Annotated in this window: 11 protein-coding genes; 2 read left to right on the plus strand and 9 right to left on the minus strand. The window is 56.3% G+C overall.

Translation table 11 applies throughout. The annotated features are described in order from the left end of the window. Nucleotides 1-141: 141 nt before the first annotated feature. Complete coding sequence (locus P0120_22435) at nt 142-1,626, minus strand: amidohydrolase family protein (GenBank protein ID MDF0677068.1); 1,485 nt, start codon at nt 1,624-1,626, stop codon at nt 142-144. A gap of 102 nt (nt 1,627-1,728) precedes the next feature. Beyond that, nucleotides 1,729-5,739 carry a hypothetical protein gene (locus tag P0120_22440; GenBank protein ID MDF0677069.1) on the minus strand — a complete coding sequence of 1,337 codons (4,011 nt, stop codon included), beginning with the start codon at nt 5,737-5,739 and terminating at the stop codon, nt 1,729-1,731. A 1,058-nt stretch (nt 5,740-6,797) separates the two neighbouring features. Here P0120_22440 and P0120_22445 point away from each other — a divergent pair. Both P0120_22445 and P0120_22450 read left to right on the plus strand, forming a co-directional pair. Then, the gene (locus P0120_22445; protein ID MDF0677070.1) at nt 6,798-8,237 is read left to right on the plus strand and encodes a secretin N-terminal domain-containing protein; all 1,440 of its coding nucleotides are present in this window, start codon (nt 6,798-6,800) and stop codon (nt 8,235-8,237) included. 161 nt (nt 8,238-8,398) lie between these two features. Beyond that, complete coding sequence (locus tag P0120_22450) at nt 8,399-8,752, plus strand: PilZ domain-containing protein (protein MDF0677071.1); 354 nt, start codon at nt 8,399-8,401, stop codon at nt 8,750-8,752. A gap of 327 nt (nt 8,753-9,079) precedes the next feature. Here the strand turns inward: P0120_22450 and P0120_22455 are convergent, their stop codons facing one another. From P0120_22455 to P0120_22485, 7 genes are all read right to left on the minus strand, one after another. Further along, on the minus strand, nt 9,080-9,925 hold the full coding sequence (locus tag P0120_22455) for a hypothetical protein (protein ID MDF0677072.1): 846 nt from the start codon (nt 9,923-9,925) through the stop codon (nt 9,080-9,082). A gap of 367 nt (nt 9,926-10,292) precedes the next feature. Then, nucleotides 10,293-11,165, minus strand: coding sequence for a succinate--CoA ligase subunit alpha (gene sucD, locus P0120_22460; protein ID MDF0677073.1), 873 nt, complete (start codon nt 11,163-11,165; stop codon nt 10,293-10,295). 163 nt (nt 11,166-11,328) lie between these two features. Further along, a complete protein-coding gene (sucC, locus tag P0120_22465; GenBank protein MDF0677074.1) occupies nt 11,329-12,507 on the minus strand; it encodes an ADP-forming succinate--CoA ligase subunit beta in 1,179 nt (392 codons plus the stop codon). Between the two features lie 188 nt (nt 12,508-12,695). Beyond that, a complete protein-coding gene (locus P0120_22470; GenBank protein MDF0677075.1) occupies nt 12,696-14,279 on the minus strand; it encodes an FAD-binding protein in 1,584 nt (527 codons plus the stop codon). Between the two features lie 86 nt (nt 14,280-14,365). Next, complete coding sequence (locus P0120_22475; protein MDF0677076.1) at nt 14,366-15,079, minus strand: 2Fe-2S iron-sulfur cluster-binding protein; 714 nt, start codon at nt 15,077-15,079, stop codon at nt 14,366-14,368. A gap of 124 nt (nt 15,080-15,203) precedes the next feature. Continuing rightward, nucleotides 15,204-17,432: an NADP-dependent isocitrate dehydrogenase gene (locus P0120_22480; GenBank protein MDF0677077.1), complete on the minus strand. Its 2,229-nt coding sequence runs from the start codon at nt 17,430-17,432 to the stop codon at nt 15,204-15,206. Nucleotides 17,433-17,455: 23 nt separating this feature from the next. Next, complete coding sequence (locus P0120_22485; protein MDF0677078.1) at nt 17,456-19,702, minus strand: aconitate hydratase; 2,247 nt, start codon at nt 19,700-19,702, stop codon at nt 17,456-17,458. Between the last annotated feature and the right edge of the window lie 22 nt (nt 19,703-19,724).

A 19,724-nucleotide genomic window follows, 5' to 3' on the forward strand; every position in this document is an offset into this window, starting at 1 on the left:
TTCTTTTCACATTATCCATCCACGAATGGAGCAGATCGATGTCTCGTTGCGCGCATGCACCGAGCACCTCCCGCTATCTAGGTCTACAATCATTCCTGCGTGCGCGGTGCGCGAGCAGAAGACACGACCTGCTCCGTCCGCTCATCCCGCCACCCATCCATACACTCTTCGGCTTGGCTCAGGCCCCTCTTCCAGATAGCTCATTCTGAGCCGACCTAGGGCGTCGGTCGGCACCTGGCGCCGTTTTGCCTCGACATCGACCCCAAACACTCTGGCCGAGTTTAACCCCAAAACCTGTTCCTTCGCCCGCCTCGTCAGAGGCTGATACTGATGATTCTCGATCAATTCCTCAGGGATCTGAAATCGCCGAAACGCCTCGATCTGCCATTGCGGTGTTCCATACCAGATGGAATCTGTACCCCACAGTACGTGATCAGCCCCGAACGAGCGGATAATTTGTCCCAGCAGATGCGCACAGATCAACGGATGGGTCGTCACCAATTGCGCGAAGGTCGAACCCAACTCCATATAGATATTAGAAATGCCCGGCTCCACTTCTTTCATCCGGCAGAACTCGGTCGTCCACGGGATCTCGCCGGTCTTCGCAAATATCTGATCGATCGATGCCACGCCTCGGAACCCGGAGTGATACACCAAAAAGTTGAGATCTGGAAAGTCCTTGGCCGCCTTGATCAGATCCCTTGGATGGTTATAGTCCGGCACGGGCCCGAGGGGCAGCCCCTTGTGGACACATATCCGCTTCACGTTGAGCTTTCGCGCCTGTTCCAACATCGGATAGGCGATGCGCTCATCGTCCATCCGCCAGCCTCGATCGAACCCCTTCGGGCAGGAACCGGTGTAGCATTTCCACGCATCGACCTTGAGAGATTCAGCCTGCATCGCCATGAATTCTAAATCAGCCGCACCCAGCTGTGGTGTCGCCAGACCGTGGGCCAGCATCCGTTGCGAACCGGCCAACCGATTGATCTCATCGCGAATGTGGACCATCTCCTTCGGCGGGACAACAGCCTCTTGTGGATAGGGACCCGGTGGTGTGCTGATTAGTCCCACGGTAGTTTCACTATCGAAAAACACTTCTTTTACAAAATTCTTCCATGACAGATCATCAAGGGTGCCTCGATCTCCGGCAAGTTTCGGGTTGAGCCCCGCCTCACGAATGTGCTTTCTCAACGACAGCAAGGCCTGTTTGGAAACGGCACCCTGGCGCTTGGCTTCGGCATCTGACGGGTCATAGTGGGAACCGACGTAGTGGGTTTGCACGTCGAAGATAAAATACGGGTCCCCCTGCTGCTCGGCAAACGCTGCTGTTTCGAACAGTTCAATTTCCGCGATATTGAAAAAGCGGCCGAATATGGTATTCATGGCCAGCAGCGCCACAGCCACGCCGCCAGTGGTCTGCAAGAAGTCTCGACGTGTCAATCCACTCTGAGCTGCCGCCTTTTCCACCAACTCTCTCGTTGCTCGCTCGACGCGAGCCTGCTCGGTCGTTTGGCGAATCGGGACAAATTCCTCGTTGGATACGATCTGCGTCGGAACAGGAGTCGGAAAAGTTCCACCCCTCTTCACGGAAAGATCGCCAAAGAATAGTCTTGATGAGTGTCCCATGGCGCACCTCTTCATCGATATAAGGCTTGTTGATTGTGTGAAATACTCCAAGCGCTGTCAAGTCAGCGATGCGAGGACAAACAGGGAGTGGTGGGGAAACGCTTATCTGGACTTTGTTGAAGCGGCTGAAGTTTTCGCAGAGACGGCAGACATTTGAACGGCAGGAATCTCTACCACCACATCCGACTGAAGATCGGCATCTTGATCTTTCCCGTCGTGTCCAACACTGTAGAGGACGCCCTTTTTCATGTTCACCAACATCGGCAGTCCCGTGTAGGGGTCATACAGGCTCTGTCCTGCTTTCGCGATCCGCGTGAGGAGATTTCCATCTGGTGGACCACGCCTGAGCCAGGCTTGTAGGCTGGCAAGCCGGAGGTGAGCCTCCGTATCGACCACGAATCCGTTGTACTGGTCCCATGGAGCAAGCGGTTCAAGACCGACGATATTCTCGATCGGATTAGTGAAATAGTCCATAAGGCCGGATGCCGGAAAGTGCATATAGGTTTTCCACTTCGGCAATGAACCATATCGTCCTTCGCCGGCGGCTTTGTACGACGCGTCGTAATATTCTGCATAGGCGTTGAGCCGACGTTGCACCGGCAAGGGGAGAGCCGATGCCACCATGATGTACACTGGCTGCTCTTTGGCCTTCGCTGCCTTCAGCTGGGTGTCGTAGGTCTTCGAGCCAGAGACCAACTCGCTTTGCATGGACCAGCGCAGCGAGAGTTCCGTTTGATCAAGCGGCCGAAGAAACTTCGTGATGCGCCCCAGGTATTTTCCATCAAAGTCAGCGCGTACGAGTAAACCTGAGGCGATTGCAATGTCGTCATTGATCGCCTGCAGAGCCACCATTTTCATGGGAAGGGTCCTGGCCTGACCAAGGACGATCCGCCACGCTTCCATGTCCGTTTCAAGTCGGTCGGCGCCGAAATCGGCACCTTGTAGGAATCCATCCGCCACATAAAGTTGGTGGGCGAAGACCATCGCGGTACAGGGTGGATCGGCAGGTTGACCATAGCCCCAGTCTTCAAAGGGAAGTTTTTGCCATTGGCCATACCGATTGAGCGACGCCTGGTGCTGGTTGCCCCATCCCTTGATGGTTTCCTGATGGGACTTGAACTCACCGACAGGATCTGAACTGCGAACCCAGCCACGCATGACATTGGTTGATGCATTCGATCCTTCGATTGTCCTCGATCCGAAACCACCAAAACAGGCCAACGCCGAATGGCCCTCCTTGATATCCGGCTTGCGATCATACCCTGCCTGTATCGGATCGTGACCGACCGGCGCGTCAATCCCAAGGAGAAGAAAGTAGCCGTTTTTCTTGAAATCCGACAGAGTGTGTTGAGGAGTGGTCGTGAGGCGCTGAAATGCCGGAGATGGTGACTCTTCCATAATGATCCAGGTCAGTCCGACGGCACCGATTCCTAACGCGATGAGCACGCCGGAGAGCATCACCAGACTCACACATGTCACCACAATAGCCCGCGTGGTCGAGAAGCAGGAACCGACAAATCCCGCGATCGCAATGCGGGCTCGACTCAGCGTCGTACTGGATTTTCGGCCGGGCTTTGATTCTGCGACAGACTCTCGTGCCTCAGCCGACCTGACCTTTCGGGACGACTCAAAGAGCACATCGACTGCAGCGGCAGCCACTGACGTAGACCGGGTGACTTCCTGCAGCTCTGAAATCGACGGGGGCACCTGGGCAATAGGCGTGGCTTGAGATGGCTCGATAAACCGAATCGATTCTCCAGCTTTGACCCATTCCTCTTGTGCGGACACTGGCTCAGGAACCGGTGTAGGAATGGGGGTTCGCGCCTCAACAAACGTCATTGCCTGCGGTTGTCGTTCCTGGACCTGTACCTCGGTCGGCTCTTCAATGAGGTGAGGAACAGTCGCCATTTCAGACGGCGGTTCCAAGATGTTGTGTTGCCTGAGTAGCGGGATGGAAGATAGAATCTCGCTGGTTTCCCCGCTCAACGTCTCGCAGGTCGGTTGTAATGGGGTAGCGGGATGTTCTGCCGTAGACTCCTGAACGGGGTTCTGAGCGGCAATTATCGTACGATCATCCTCCGTCCTCAAGACGGGGTCAGCACTCTGAGACGTAACCTCTGCGGGAGGCACTCCATCGTCTGCGACCGGTCCATTCGCAAAAACCGGCGACATGATCGTTGCGAGAGAGGCTTCCGAAGGCGGCGATGCATACATCGTAAGACCGCTCACCACCGGAAGCTGCTGTTCCAGTCCTGCCAAGGCAGGGGCGCTTTCTCTCGTGGAAGCGGTTTGTCCCGAATCAGCAGCCGGTATCTCAGGCTCAGTCGAGACCGATGTCTCTCGAGCCGGAATAATCGAGAACGCTCCCGTTTCTGCGACAGGGCTAGGTGGAGAGATCGGTGATTGCGCTTGATCTTCACTTATTCTCGTTATCAAGTCCGTACCAGCTTCACCAGCTGATTGAGCTATCGTTGACTCCGTGCCCTCGGCATCCGGCTCATTTGTTTGCGCCGGGAGAATCGAGATGACCGACTCCTGAACTTGATCCCATGGCATCGGCGCAATTTGAAATCCAGATGGGGTTTGGTCTCTAAGCGACGCTGATTCTTCACGCTCCGGAATTTCTACCGGTTGATTTTCTAACCCTTGTTCCTGGGGAAGGGACGCGACTGCGGGAAGTGCTTCCTCGACGTTCGTTTGTGTTATTTCAGACGGGGAGACATTGGTTGAATGATCACTTCCGAATTTCCATGCACTATTAAACACTGATTCCCATGAGAAGCCGGGTTGCTTCCATGGTTCTGAAATCTCATTGACTGAAACCGACTCGGGATTCGATGGAGCACGGGTGTCTAGAGGGGCTTCAGTAACCACCTCCTTTGAATTAGGGTCGACAGGCTGATGGGCGGCAGGTTGGCGATCCTCGGCCTCTATTGGTCCAGCGGTCGACGGTTCCGTGTTCGAGTAGGAGGGTGCTGATAGCTTTTCCATCCGGGATGAGAGTGTGACGCCGGCAGCCTCGATGGACTGTACTGTGGATTGAAGCGAAGGTACCGAAGCATTGGCAGGCTCCGTGGGTGCGGAAACCATGGACGAGCCACTTACATCAGACGGTGCCTCTGGTTCAGCCTCGGCCGATAAACTGTCTTGCTGTTGAGCTTCGGCATGACCACCTGTCGACACAGCTGGATCCAGCCCATCTTGTGTCTCTGAGCCCTCCACATCGGGCACTGATGAGGAAGCGAATGGATGGAAACCTCCAGGAGCAACTTGTCCGGGAAAATCATCCATCTGAGGTCCAGAAGGAGCACTCTCAAACTCATGCGTGCAAGCTTCTTCCGGTACATCGCCTCCCACTTCATTCACGCTGCTCGCTGCCTGCTCTCGTAAAGGTGAATCAGCGAGCACCAATTCTCCTTTCAAAGTCGGCCCTTGATGTGCAGGAAGGTCCGTGATCGTCGGTGGGATAAGAGATCCCGATAAGTCCGAGACCTCGACTGCTTTGCGGTCTTCCGGCACCATCGTCTGAGCATCCTGAATCTCCCACGGCATCACCCCATCCACCAGTTCAGGACCGGCCTGGATACCCTGGTTTCCCTCAGGCACGGCTAATGATGAGGCCACAGTCGATTGCCCAGAATCACTGGGCTGACGGGCCAGCAACTCACCGGTTTGCGCGTCAAAGAAGGAGGCCAATCGAAAGGCGACCGGACTTGCGGGGGCAAGTTCTCGTATTTTTGCGTAGAGTAGAGAGGCATGGTGCGGATTGTCGGGATCAGGATCTTCGATCAAGATATCGATCGCCTTGCCGTACTCAGCAACGGCCTCGAGTGCATCTCCTTTCCCCTGATAGAGCGTCCCAAGTTTCTCCAGGAATGGAACGCATCGCGGGCCGGCGGCTAAGTACTCTCGAAGCAGCGATTCTGCGAGCCAATAGTCTTGACGCTGAAACGCTTCGCTGATGAGTGAGTCAAAGGCTTGTCTCGCCGGGATAAGGCTCCCGAGACGAAGATGGAGAGTAGCGAAAAGTCGCCGCGCCTCCATGTTGTGTGGATCGAGTGTCAGCAATTCCTTCAGCGCGGCAGAAGAACGCCCATATTTTCCGGCATTCATTTGGGTGATAGCTTCCTCAAGAAGAGCGGTCTTCCTGCTGTAGCCCACCACACCACGCTTGTGGCCACGGCTGGTCTGGGTTTTATCAGATTTTAAAGGGAGTTTTTTATTCGCGCGCACGCTACTACCTTAGCAGATGCCTACATCTCAGAGTCTGCATCAGCGGCCGAAATCGCTCTCCTCGACTCCCTTGGAATTGAGTATGGCCATAGGGGTAAAACCTTTGAGCAGGCTGCAACATGGATGCCTCGCGCTCTAATGATTCATCGAGTCAACGCCTTGAAAATTAATGTCTTAGCTCAAGGGTATTCTTTACATTGCCATTGTCCACCCAATTTTGGACAGACCTTCACCCTCCCCTGCTTGACCACGTGGAGAGGGCCACAAAATCAGACATGCGCAGAGTGAAGCAGACCGATCAGTTTATTCGGTGAGAATGTACCTAGACTATTGCGTCCTACAGTCGAACTAGATCAGAACTATCACTGTTCAGTCTGCCGGAAAGCATATGATCATCACGCCGTAGATGCGTTTTTTGGTACAGGCTCGTTACTCGTCAACTCCTTCGAGAGCAAAGACAGGAGGCCAGAGACTCGTAGGGAGCCACCATTCGTCTCCCGGAGCAATTGATCGGCGAATACGGTAACTTTGCTTTGTATGTTCTTAGAATCCATTGGTTTGATTGTCACACACACGTAGCCGCTCTTTATCGGATGTTTTGTGAGAGTCTTTAACGATCTACGAATACCCTGCTCCGCCGATCCAGGAAAGGATCAAGCTGCAGCGATACCCCCTCTTCCACACACGAGCTTAGGCTCCCTTTCCAAAAACCTCATCCTGGTTGTGTCATTCGATACGCCTATGATACGGTCAGACTCACGTATTCAGCTCAATTGCTACCACCGATACCACCGAATCAATAGTCCATCGTGCAAGGTCTACCAAGAGTTTGTCGTACGACCAGGGGACTTGAAGCCTGTCTGGCTTTGTTCCTGTTTCTCTCCTTGGCCGTCCCTCCTCCTCTATTCTCGCAGGGTACAGGAGGCCACCCAGCGAAGGTGGCGCTAGATTTTAGCGATGTGGATGTTCCGATCTTTGTTCGCTTTATCAGCGAACTGACCGGGAAGAACTTCGTCTTGGATGAAACCATCAAAAAACAGGGGGGGAAAATTTCAGTGTTTTCTCCCACCAAGGTTTCGTCAGAGCAGGCTTACAACATGTTCGTCGCGGCATTGGAAGCCGCTCGGTTGGCAGTCGTTCCCAAAGGGGGGAATGTGTATCAGGTCGTTGCGATGGGCGATCTACCTCCCGAACGCGGTGTATTCGTGTACAAACTCAAAAACGCCAATGCCACAGATCTCGCCGCCGTCTTGACGAACCTGGTTGCACGCTCACAAACCGTTGCACAGATAACGCCCGGCACCAGGCCTCCGATCAGACCGTTGACCGAATTCGAGGCTCCGGTCCAAGTGTTTGCCGATAAAGCAACGAACTCGATCGTGCTCAGTTCGACCAAGATCGCCTGGAATCATCTCCGACCAGTGATCCAAGACCTGGACATCAAGCGCAAGCAGGTATTCGTGGAAGCCGTCATCCTCGAGGTGCAAGTCGACCGGTTGAGACAACTCGGCACCGATCCCACGCAGGTGCTCGCTGTAGGAGGGAATGATATGGTTCGGGGACTCGTCGGACTCAACCGGACACCGGAGGACATCTCAACTCTTGCGGCGGCCATCGCGGGTGGCGTGGCCACGGGCGGTACGCTCCCAGCGGTGATGAACACAATTAATGTCCGCGCCTTCCTCCATGCCCTGATGAGTATGACCGACACCAACGTCCTCTCCACCCCGCAAGTGCTGGCCGCGGACAATCAAAAGGCCAAGATCGTCGTCGGCGAGAATCGTCCTTTTCCAACCGGGCAGGCCCAAGGCATCACGGGTGGGACCCTCGTGACAATTGAGCGGAAAGACGTAGGTGTGACATTGGAGCTGACGCCACAGGTACTCGAAGATGAGTTAATTCGCCTTGAAATCAAGCAAGAGATCACGGCGATCGCAGAAAATGTGGCTCAAACGATCGGCACCGGCACCTCCTCTGTCCCGGTCGGACCGACAACGACCAAGCGATCCATGGAAACGACGACGATTGCCCAGGATCAACAGACCATCGTGATAGGAGGATTGGTGCGCGACAATATCACACTCAGTGAACAGAAAGTTCCATGGCTGGGAGACATTCCGTGGATCGGCTGGCTGTTCAAAACGCAGACTCGCGCGACCGAAAAACTCAATCTGCTTGTATTTCTGACTCCTCACGTCGTGCGAGATCAGAGCGACATGGTCGAATTGAACGCGAGGAAGGCTAGAGATGCGAATTCTCTGCAACGAGAGAACCGAATCGAGGAGCCGACTCGACTGAAGCAAGATGTGCTTGAACGACTCGAGCTCCCGTCGACAGTCGCTCCGTCCTCCTCGACGGAAAACCCCACCAAGCCTTAAGATCGGCACATTCATGGATCGCTGCGACTCCGCTGTCACGCTCTGTAATGGGTCGCTCAACGAACCACTGCTACCAATCCACAAGTCATCATAAGCCCCCCCTCCGAGGAATAGTCGCTTGCCATCTACCTGGATAGACTGCGGCCTAGGAGGACATCCAAATGGAAGACCAACGGGTGAACTGGCGAATACATCGGCGGCTTCCCGTGGCATATCCTGTGATATTCGGAGGCGCCCCATTTGTAGGAGAAGGCATGGTTTCGGACCTCTCCATTTCAGGCTGCTCTGTCAATGGTGAGCGGACAGTCCTGGCGGGTAGTTATATCAAGCTGAGCGTCCTGTTGCCGGATCCAACCGCATCCTTGTACATTGAGCTGGGGAAAGTCCGCTGGGTAAGGGAAAATACATTTGGCGTCGAGTTCATTCGCTTACCGACGATGAGCCGTCACCGATTGGATCGAGTCATGTCTCAAGCGCCGGCCCTAGACGTGAACTGCTTGCCGACATTGGTCTGAACGTCAATCGAACCCCTCAAATCTAGCTGACGCCAGACCGGTACGCGCTGCTGCGATACGCGAAAGGCTAGAATCTAATGAAAGAGCATAGGAGATAGTGGGCGCCTACCACTACCTCGGCAAGCTGCTACAGGACAAACGTTGATCGAGGACCTTGGTAGGGCCGGACGGTTCACCGACTACCATCCCTATAGCATGAGTGAGGCAACCGCGATGTATTGGATGGAGAGGGAGGAATTGCTCTCGGGGTCGGTGTTCAGCCAGGCCAACCCTGGCTGAACACCAGGCTGCACCGCGATAAGAAACCTGTGTGGCTCCTATGCGGACCTACGGCTTTATGTCAAAGTGCAGCGACAAGCCCGCATGCACAAAGATCGTTTTGATCGAGGATTCATAATTATTTATAACTAGGTCGTTTCCACTAGGTGTGGACAACCCGTACCGATCCGTCCCCAGCCCGCCGTGAAAGGCCTGGACATACTTCGCCTCAGCAAACGCAGCCAGGTACTTGAACAGATGGACCTTGAGTCCTCCCATTGCCAGCCACCCGACAGACGTATCCCGCTGGTCGGCGATGGCGTTCTCAAAACCAGCCCCCCGGAATCCACCTGGCCTATACGACATCTGATGCGCTCCCACACCGAGCCCGACGTACGGATGCCACCGCCCGTTGGGATAGGCCTCGGAAATCGCCATCGGTTTTCGAATCAGGAAATTGCCGCCGACGTAGATGCCTTGCATTTCAGTCGTGGTGCCCTCAAACGCTCCGTCTGGCAGAATTCTCCCATTAAAATTGGGGATGCAGCAGTTCACGTCCGGATACCAAATAAAGCCGGCGATTTCAAAGCCGAGGTCAAATCCTGCCAACTTGTTTCTGGTTGGAAACCAGATCCCCGCGTTGCCACCGATCGACTGTTTCGTCGCATAAGGGATATTCGGCATCACCGTAGGCAGTGTCCCGTCAATAAACGTGGCGTTCTCACTCATCGGAATTCCCACGCCCGCCATAAAGGAAAGATAGGGCTCGATCGTACCAGAGGACATGGTTGGAGGATCAGGCGATAGGGCATAAGGATCCGCCACCCGTTGGCTGTACGGATCTTCCGCCCTGGTGAGATCCGAATAGCTGACGACACAGAGGAGGCAAATCATCGCCGAAATTCTGGTTTTCATTCATCGCCCTCCCAATGGTAAAGAAAACATTTTCTTCGACGAATTTGGGTCGCGAAGTCTGATATCCGGCAGTGATCGTCGATGGTCAGTGAGGCGATACGAGACGATTGCGTCCTCGTGATACTCGAATCGACCCCCGCTTCGGCTGTTGCGGTTATTGGCATGAGTGTCCAACTCTCCGCCTCCAGAGCGATCATGAGGGGATGGTCCTTTCGCATACATTCGGCGGACGGCGCCCACAGTAGCAACCCCGCATTCATTTTTTAAAATAGATAAAACGGATTGGAGTTATCGGTAAATCCAATAGCTCATCGGACATGGCCGTGGCGACAGAGGAGGATGCCAACGGAATAATGTACCTGGGGAACTACCGTCCCAACGCTTTTTTGACTGCCGCACCGATCTCAGCCGGGTTCTTGACGACTTTGACCCCGGCCGCTTCCAGGCTTTTCATCTTTTCAGCGGCAGTGCCTTTGCCGCCGGAGATGATCGCGCCGGCGTGGCCCATGCGGCGACCTGCAGGCGCTGTAATACCCGCAATGAAGCTGATCACCGGCTTCTTGACGTTCTTTTTGATGAACTCGGCCGCTTTTTCCTCGGCGTCACCGCCGATTTCGCCGATCATGACGATGGCCTGCGTCTCAGAGTCTTTTTCAAAGAGCGGTAAGACATCCACAAAGCCCGTGCCGTTCACTGGGTCACCGCCGATGCCGACGCAGGTCGTCTCACCCAATCCCAGCGTCGAGAGTTGGTGCACCGCTTCATAGGTGAGAGTGCCGCTGCGGGACACCACCCCGACCACGCCCTTCTTGTGAATGAAGCCCGGCATGATGCCGATCTTGGCTTCGTCAACCGTGATCACGCCGGGGCAGTTCGGTCCGATCAAGCGAACATCGCGACCGCGAAGCGCTCGTTTCACCTTCACCATGTCATTGACGGGAATCCCTTCAGTAATGCAGATGACCAATTTTATGCCGGCATCGGCCGCTTCGAGAATCGCGTCGGCACAGAACGGCGGCGGTACGAAGATGAGTGAGGTATCGCACTCGGTCTTCTTCACCGCATCGGCCACCGTGTTGAACACCGGGATGCCTTCCACTTCCTGCCCGGCCTTCCCCGGCGTGACTCCCGCGACGACCTTCGTCCCATAGGCCTTGCATTGAGTCGCATGGAACGACCCTTCCTTACCCGTAATGCCTTGCACCACCACCCGCGTATTTTTATCAACGAGAATGCTCACGATTCCCTCTTTTCCTGTCCTTCCTTTTAAGAAGGTGTGACGGGTCGAGGCTCATACTGCGCGCATCCACCGAGCACCGACCGATGTCTCATAATCCAGTTTGACCTCGTGTGCGCGGTGGGCGAGCACTGAGACTCGGCCCGGCGCACCTTCTCTCACGCCCTCACGCCGCTTTCCCAGTCAGCCTCACAATCTTCTGCGCCGCCTCCCACAGATCGTTCGCCACTTCGAGCTTCAAGCCCGACTCGGCCAGCAGCTTGCGGCCTTCCTCTGCGTTCGTCCCTTGCAGACGCACAACCAACGGCACCGAGATCTTCACTTCCTTGGCCGCTTCGATCACTCCGTGCGCAATGCGTTCACATCGCACGATCCCGCCGAAGATATTGATGAAAATGCCCTTGACGTTCGGGTCTTTCAGGAGAATGCGGAAGCCGGCGGCCACCGTTTCTTTCGTCGCGCCGCCGCCCACGTCCAGGAAGTTGGCCGGCTCGCTGCCGGCCAGCTTGATCACGTCCATCGTCGCCATGGCCAGGCCTGCACCGTTCACCATGCAGCCGATATTACCGTCGAGCTTGACATAGTTCAGGTTGTTCGCCGTGGCTTCGATTTCGAGCGGCTCTTCTTCATTCAGATCGCGCATTTTCTGCACATCTTCGTGCTTAAAAAGACCGTTGTCGTCGAACGAGACTTTGCCGTCCAGGGCCACCAGCGTTTTTTCCTTCGTGATGATCAGCGGGTTGATCTCGACCAGCGCCGCGTTCTTCTCCATGAACAGACGATAGAGATTTTCGAGCAGCTTGACGAAAGGATTTATCACCGCAGGCTCGATGGATTGGAGTCCGAGGGCAAAGGCGACGTTGCGGCCGTTGTGTCCCTGGAATCCGACCGCCGGATCGATTGCCTCCTTGATGATCTTTTCCGGAGTATGGGCAGCAACCTCCTCGATTTCCATGCCGCCTTCGGTGCTGGCGATGAAGGTCGGCCAACCTGTGTCGCGATCGACCAGGATTGAGAGATACAGTTCCTTGGCGATGTTCGCCCCCTCCTCCATCAGGAGGCGATGGACCTGGCGCCCCTTCGGACCGGTCTGGTGTGTTACCAGAGTCTTGCCGATCAACTCCTTGGCCAACCCGGCCACAGCAGCCTTATCTTTGGTGATCTTGACGCCGCCGGCCTTGCCCCGTCCTCCGGCATGGATCTGGGCCTTGACGACGAATACCGGTGTATTCAGCTCGTTGGCCCAAGCCGTCGCAGCGTCCGGAGCGGTGATCTCCTTCCCGCGAGGCACCGGCACGCCGAATTGAGCAAATAACGACTTCGCTTGGAATTCGTGGACGTTCATTCTCTACCCCTTTATCCCTGAGGACGGTGGCGGGAGCGTTTCTTACTGCGCGGGCTACTCCCACCCGCCCACCCTAGGCGCGCCGGGACGCGCCTTCACCCCTGCGAACACCGACCGATATTTTTTTAACAATCTCATTGATACTGGGTGTGCGGTGAGCGAGCAAGAGAAATGCCCCTCCACCGTCCTCACCCCACTTTCCTCGTGTACGCCGGCAGGATCATCGGTGAGATCACGCCGCTCACATTCCCGTGCTGCTTGGCCTCGGCGCGGAACCGCTCGAGATGCTTCAATGTGAGCTTGCCTTGCTTCATCGATCCGGCTCGTCCTGCCGCCGTCAAACCAGACCGCTTGCCGTAGACCATCAGGTCGAGGAGCGAATTGCCCATCAATCGATTGCGTCCATGCAGTCCTCCGGACGCCTCGCCGGCCACGAAGAGGTTCTTCACGTTCGTTTCCGAGTTCGTATCGATCTTCACACCGCCGTTTTGGTAGTGCAGGGTCGGATAGATCAATACCGGATCCTTGCTGATGTCGATGCCGAACCGCTCGAATTGCAGCATCATCGCCGGGAAATGTTTCTCCACTGTGCCCGCTCCGTGTTCGGCATCCAAGATCGGCGTATCCAACCAGACGCCGACGCGGCCCGACATCGTGCGGATGCCGCGGCCTTCTTCGCACTCTCGGATGATCGAGGACGACACCACATCGCGGGTATCCAGCTCGTTCACAAACCGATCGCCTTTGGCATTGACCAGCTGGCCGCCTTCGGATCTGATGCCCTCCGTGACCAAAGCGCCGATCAATTGCTCCGGATAGACCGCCCCCGACGGGTGATATTGAAACGTGTCGATGTGCGCCAGCTTCGCTCCCATGCGGTAGGACAAACAGAGCCCGTCACCGGTCGCGCCGTAGTGGTTGCTCGTGGGAAATCCCTGAATGTGAAGCCGGCCGATCCCACCGGTCGCCAGAATAACCGACTTGGCCGCGACCACGACATGGCGCTGATTGTCGAGATCTTTGAAGATCGCCCCAGTGCAGGCGCCGCTGTCGTCGCTGAGCAGTTCAATCGCCGCAGCAAATTCCAGCAGCTGAATCTTCTGGTTGAGGACCTCATCCTTGAGCACCCGCATGATCTCCAGCCCGGTGTAGTCCGAGCAGGTCACGAGTCGCGGTTTGGAGCTGCCGCCGCCCTTTTTCACGTGGAGGTTGCCATCCGCCTGGCGGTCGAACAACACCCCGAGCTCAAGCAGCCACTTAGCGATCGATGGACCTTCCTCGACCATGACCTTGAGCAGAGCATGGTCGTTCTCCATATGCCCACCCTTGAGCGTGTCGAGAAAATGCGTGACCGGAGAGTCCTCCGGTGCCACGGACACTTGCATCCCTCCCTGGGCCATCACGCTGTTTGAATCGCCCAACCGAAGCTTGGTCGCGAGAATCGTCTTAGCGCCGGCTCCCTGTGCGTGCAGCGCCGCCGCGCAGCCGGCTCCGCCGCCGCCGATGACCAGGACGTCGGTCTGATACTGCGGCGTCAGGTCGAGATCGTCGTGAATGGGACTGTCACCTTCGAGCAAGGTGGCCAGTTCAACCACGGTCTTCTCGCCCTCGTTCGGACCGAACCGAATGGACCGGTAGGCGCTGGCTCGGAAATCCGGATGGTACTTGTGAATCAATTGGTCGCGGTCGGCGGGCGAGAATTTCGGAATGGTCTGCTTGCGCCTGGCATCGCGAGTCCTGTGGACGATTTGCTGAAGTGCGTGAATGTCCATGATTCAACAGTGGCAAGTGGGAAAGTTCAACGGTTCACAATTGCTGCTGAACCATGGCTTCAAGACTTTCACACTTTCCAGCTTTCTCACCTAACAGTCGCACAATGCTCGGCAAGTTCCTTGTCGCTCATCTTCAGAATGTTGTTCCACTCGTCGTTGAACCGACCGTCTTGAATTTCCTTGATGCGGGTATCCAGTCCGATCGGCTTTTCGGCAAAATGCGCGCCCTGAGCCCGGCTGACATAGAGCGCGACAAGATTCGGCGCGATATCGGCAATGCAGACCGGTGTGCACATGCCGCACATGACGCAGTCCATGAACATTTCGGAGACACTCTTGAAGTCGCCGAACACAGCCTTCCACACGCCCTCGCGCACGTCGATCCTCTGAGGACAGGCTTCGGTACAGGCATTGCAGTTGCGACAGAGCGGCGCTTCCGGATAGAAATTGAACAGGTCTTGCTTCGGATCTTGGAGTTTCTGGATCTCGTAGGTAGCCTTACGCGCCGGGAACGGCGGCATCATCGTGAAGCACATCCCATCTTGCACCGCCGTTTGGCAAGCCAGGCAAGTCCTCACTTTCGGATCATCCTTCGTCCGGTAGTAGGTCGCGCAGGCGCCGCAGAACCCACCGAGGCAGCCGATCCCCCGAACCACGTCGATGCCCGCGTACCACATGGCCTTTACAACCGTGATCCCTTCCGGCACCTCTACCTTCTTACCGGCGATCTCGATCGTGGCCATCCGAGGTTTCATCACCTCGGGTTGATCGATCACGTTTTGGGTATCGTCCGTCGCCATAGCTCTCAACTTTCAGCCGTCCTAGCGTCGTTACTCAGGACTGAGGACTGAGTGCTGAGGGCCGAGTGAAGGAATGGATGCTCCCTCTCAAAACCTCAGCCTCAGTCCTCGCTACTTGGTCCTGTTAGGCGATCGCGTCGATGATCCGATTCAACGTCGCGCTGGGCCTCATCGCCTTGAACGCCTTCGCGTCGTCCGGGTGGTAATACCCGCCGATATCCTGCGGCTTCCCCTGCGCCGCCAACAACTCCTGATCGATCGTCTTCTCGTGGTCGGTCAGGTCCTTGGCGATCTTCTGAAACTTCTCCGCAATCTTCTTGTCCGCCGTCTGCGCAGCCAAGGCCTGCGCCCAATAGAGCGCGAGATAGAAATGGCTGCCGCGGTTGTCGATCTCGCCGACCTTGCGAGCCGGTGACTTGTTGTTCTCCAGAAACTTCGCATTGGCTTGATCCAGCGTATCCGCCAGGATCTTGGCCACCGCATTGTTTCCCACCTTTGCCAGGTGCTCCAGCGAAGCAGCCAAGGCCAAAAACTCACCGAGAGAATCCCACCGCAAACAGCCTTCTTCCTGGAACTGCTGCACGTGCTTGGGAGCCGATCCGCCGGCACCGGTCTCGAAGAGTCCGCCGCCGTTCAATAACGGAACGATCGAGAGCATCTTGGCGCTGGTGCCGATTTCGAGGATCGGGAACAGGTCCGTCAAATAGTCGCGCAATACGTTGCCGGTGCAGGAGATCGTATCTTTGCCGTCTTTCATCCGCTCGATCGAAAAGCGGCAGGCATCGGCCGGCGCCATGATCTTGATCTCAAGCCCGGTCGTGTCGTGCTTCGGCAGATAGGCATTGACCTTCTTGATCAATTCAGCGTCGTGAGCGCGATCCTTGTTCAACCAGAAGACCGCCGGCGCACCGGTCGCCCTGGCCCGACTCACCGCCAGCTTCACCCAATCCTGAATCGGAGCATCCTTCACCTGGCAAGCGCGCCAGATATCGCCTTCTTCCACCTTGTGCTCAAGCAAGGTCTTGCCGGACGCATCCACGATACGGATCGTGCCGTTGCCCGGCGCTTTGAAGGTCTTGTCGTGCGAGCCGTATTCTTCCGCCGCCTGTGCCATCAAGCCGACGTTCGGGATCGTCCCCATGGTGCGAGGATCGAAGGCGCCTTTCTGCTTACAGAACTCGACCATTTCGCGATAGACCGGCGCGTAGCTGGCGTCCGGGATCACACACTTCACATCCTGCAACTGGCCTTGAGGGTTCCACATCTTGCCGCTGTCGCGAATGACAGGCGGCATGGAAGCATCGATGATCACGTCGCTGGGCACGTGAAGGTTGGTGATGCCCTTGTCACTGTTCACCATCGCCATGGGCGGCCGCTTCTGATAGACGGCCTGAATGTCCTCCTCGATAACCTTGCGTTGATCGTCCGGCAAGGACTTGATTTTGGCATAGACGTCGCCGAGGCCGTTATCCGGATCGACTCCGAGCTTCTTGAACGTCTCGGCATGCTTTTCGAACACATCTTTATAATAAACCGTCACGCCATGGCCGAAAATCTTCGGATCCGAGACCTTCATCATGGTGGCCTTCATATGGAGCGAAAACAGCACACCCTGCTTCTTGGCATCCTCGATCTGCTCTTCCAAAAACTTGCGCAACGCCTTCACGCTCATGAACGTCGCATCGAGCACTTCACCGGCCTGCAACGCGATTTTCTCTTTCAGCACCGTCACCTTGCCGTCCGCGCCGACGAACTCGATCTTCGCGGTGGTCGCGGCAGGAATCGTGAGCGACTTTTCGTTTGAAAAGAAGTCGCCTCCCTTCATATGTGACACATGCGTCTTGGAATCGGACGACCACGCACCCATCTTGTGGGGATGCTTCCGCGCATAGGCCTTCACGGACAAGGGCGCGCGGCGATCGGAGTTCCCTTCGCGCAAGACCGGATTGACGGCGCTGCCCTTGACCTTGTCGTAGCGGGCCTTGATGTCCTTTTCCTTGTCGTCCTTCGGATTTTCCGGATAGTCTGGCAGCTTGTAGCCTTGCTTCTGCAATTCCTTGATGGTGGCGACCAACTGCGGGATCGACGCGCTGATGTTCGGCAGCTTGATGATATTGGCTTCCGGCGTCTTGGCGAGTTCGCCCAATTCGGCCAAGGCGTCATGCTGCTTCTGGGCCTCAGTGAGATATTCCGGGAACACCGCGATCACCCGGCCCGCCAGCGAAATGTCCCGCAATTCCACCGTCACGCCAGCCGCCTTCGAAAATGCATTGATGATCGGCAAGAACGAATAGGTCGCCAGCATCGGCGCTTCGTCCGTCTTCGTATAGATGATTTTGTCTGCTTTCGCCATGATTCTCCCCCTCACCTCCTGAATTAATTCAGCGCGTTCAGCGCTGAACCAGCCTTGAACCACGCAATCTGTTGCGCCGTCATGCTGTGGTTCGCCTGGATGGTGAGCGATCGGCCATCCGCCTTGTGGACTGTCACCTGCAACGGTTTGCCGGGAGCCACACTGCCGAGCCCCGTCACACTGATGCGGTCTTGCTGCTCAATCTTCTCGTAGTCCTTCGGATCAGAGAAGGTCAACGCCAAGATCCCCTGTTTCTTGAGATTGGTTTCGTGGATACGCGCAAAGCTCTTCGTGATTACCACCCGCACATTTAAGAACCGTGGCGACATGGCGGCATGTTCGCGGCTGCTGCCTTCGCCGTAGTTTTCATCACCGACCACGATCGAGCTGATGCCCTTCGACTTGTAGGCTCGGGCAATCTGCGCGATGTTCAGGTTCGCCTCGCCGGTCAAGACGTTCGTGCCCTTGCCCGGCTCAGATGCGAACGCGCTGTTGGCGCCGAGGAACATGTTGTCGCTGATCTTATCCAGATGCCCGCGGAACTTGAGCCAAGGCCCTGCTGGGGAAATGTGGTCCGTCGTCGTCTTCCCCTTGGTCTTGATCAAGAGCGGAAGCTTATCGAAATCCTTCCCATCCCAACGCGGGAACGGTTGCAGCAGTTGCAGCCGTTCACTGGTCGGAGGAATGTTGACGGTCAAGTTTGAGCCATCTTCAGCCGGCGCCACATACCCTTCTTCACCCTTGGCGAAACCCTTGGCCGGCAGTTCCTCTCCCACCGGAGGCTCCAGCTTAAACTCCTTACCATCGGCGGCCTTTAGATGTTGATTGATGGGGTCAAACCGCAAATCGCCCGTCAGCGCATAGGCCGTCACGATTTCCGGACTGGCCAAAAACGACAGCGTCTCGTTGATGCCGTCGTTACGGCCGGGAAAATTTCGGTTGAAGGAGCTGACGATCGAATCGGCCTTGCCTTTTACTCCATCCGCACGCTTCCACTGGCCGATGCAGGGACCGCAGGAATTGGACAGCACGGTGCCCCCCAGTTTCTCAAAGGTGTCGAGGAACCCATCGCGCTTCATCGTATGATAAATCCGCTCGGAGCCCGGTGAAACAAGGAACGACGTCTTGGCCTTCAAACCGGCCTTCAACCCCTGCTGCGCAATGTGAGCGGACCGGCTGATGTCTTCGTAAGAGGAATTGGTACAGCTCCCGATCAGCGCCGCCTTCAATTCGACCGGATAGCCCTTCTCCTTCGCCTCGGCCGCAACCTTGGAAACAGGCCTGGCCAAATCGGGGGTATGAGGACCGACGACGTGCGGTTCCAGCTTCGACAGATCGATTTCCACAATCTGGTCGTAGTACTTCTCGGGCGATTGGTAGACCTCCGGATCAGCCACCAAGAGATCCTTGTGCGACTGCGCCAAGCTAGCCAGATCAGCTCGGTCGGTAATGTTCATGTAGGCGACCATCTTCTGATCGAAGGGGAACACGGAAGTTGTGGCGCCCAACTCCGCACCCATGTTGCAGATGGTGCCTTTACCGGTGGCGCTGATCGTCTCCGAACCGGGGCCGAAGTATTCGACAATCTTGTTGGTCCCACCCTTGACGGTCAGAAGACCACAGAGGTAGAGGATCACGTCCTTCGGCGAGGTCCAGCCGTTCAATTTACCGGTCAAACGCACACCGATGAGTTTCGGATGGAGCACTTCCCACGGGAGTCCTGCCATCACTTCCCCGGCGTCCGCCCCGCCGACACCAATCGCCAACATACCCAGACCACCGCCGTTCGGTGTGTGCGAGTCGGTGCCGATGATCAAGCCGCCCGGGAATGCATAATTCTCCAGCACGACCTGATGAATGATGCCGGCGCCGGGCTTCCAGAAGCCGATGCCGTACTTCTTCGCCGCGGAGGCCAGGAAGTTGTAGACTTCCTTGTTTTCGTCCATGGCACGAAGCAGGTCCTTCTCGGACCCCATTTCGGCGCGAATCAAGTGGTCGCAGTGGATCGTGCTCGGCACCGCCGCTTTCTTCTTGCCGGCCTGCATGAACTGCAACATGGCCATCTGCGCCGTGGCATCTTGCATCGCCACGCGGTCGGGACGGAGCGCCAACATGGCTTTCCCGCGCTCCCAAGTTTGGGCATCAAAGTTGTCGGCATGCGAGACGAGAATCTTTTCGGTCAAGGTGAGGCCGCGGCCGAATTTCTTTCTGGCCTTTTCGAAGACCTCCGGCATTTTATCGTACAGCCTTTTGGCAATATCCATAGACATGGCTTCACTCCTTCAATGTTCT

Origin of the sequence: Nitrospira sp., assembly GCA_029194675.1 — a bacterium.
Classification (GTDB): domain Bacteria; phylum Nitrospirota; class Nitrospiria; order Nitrospirales; family Nitrospiraceae; genus Nitrospira_D.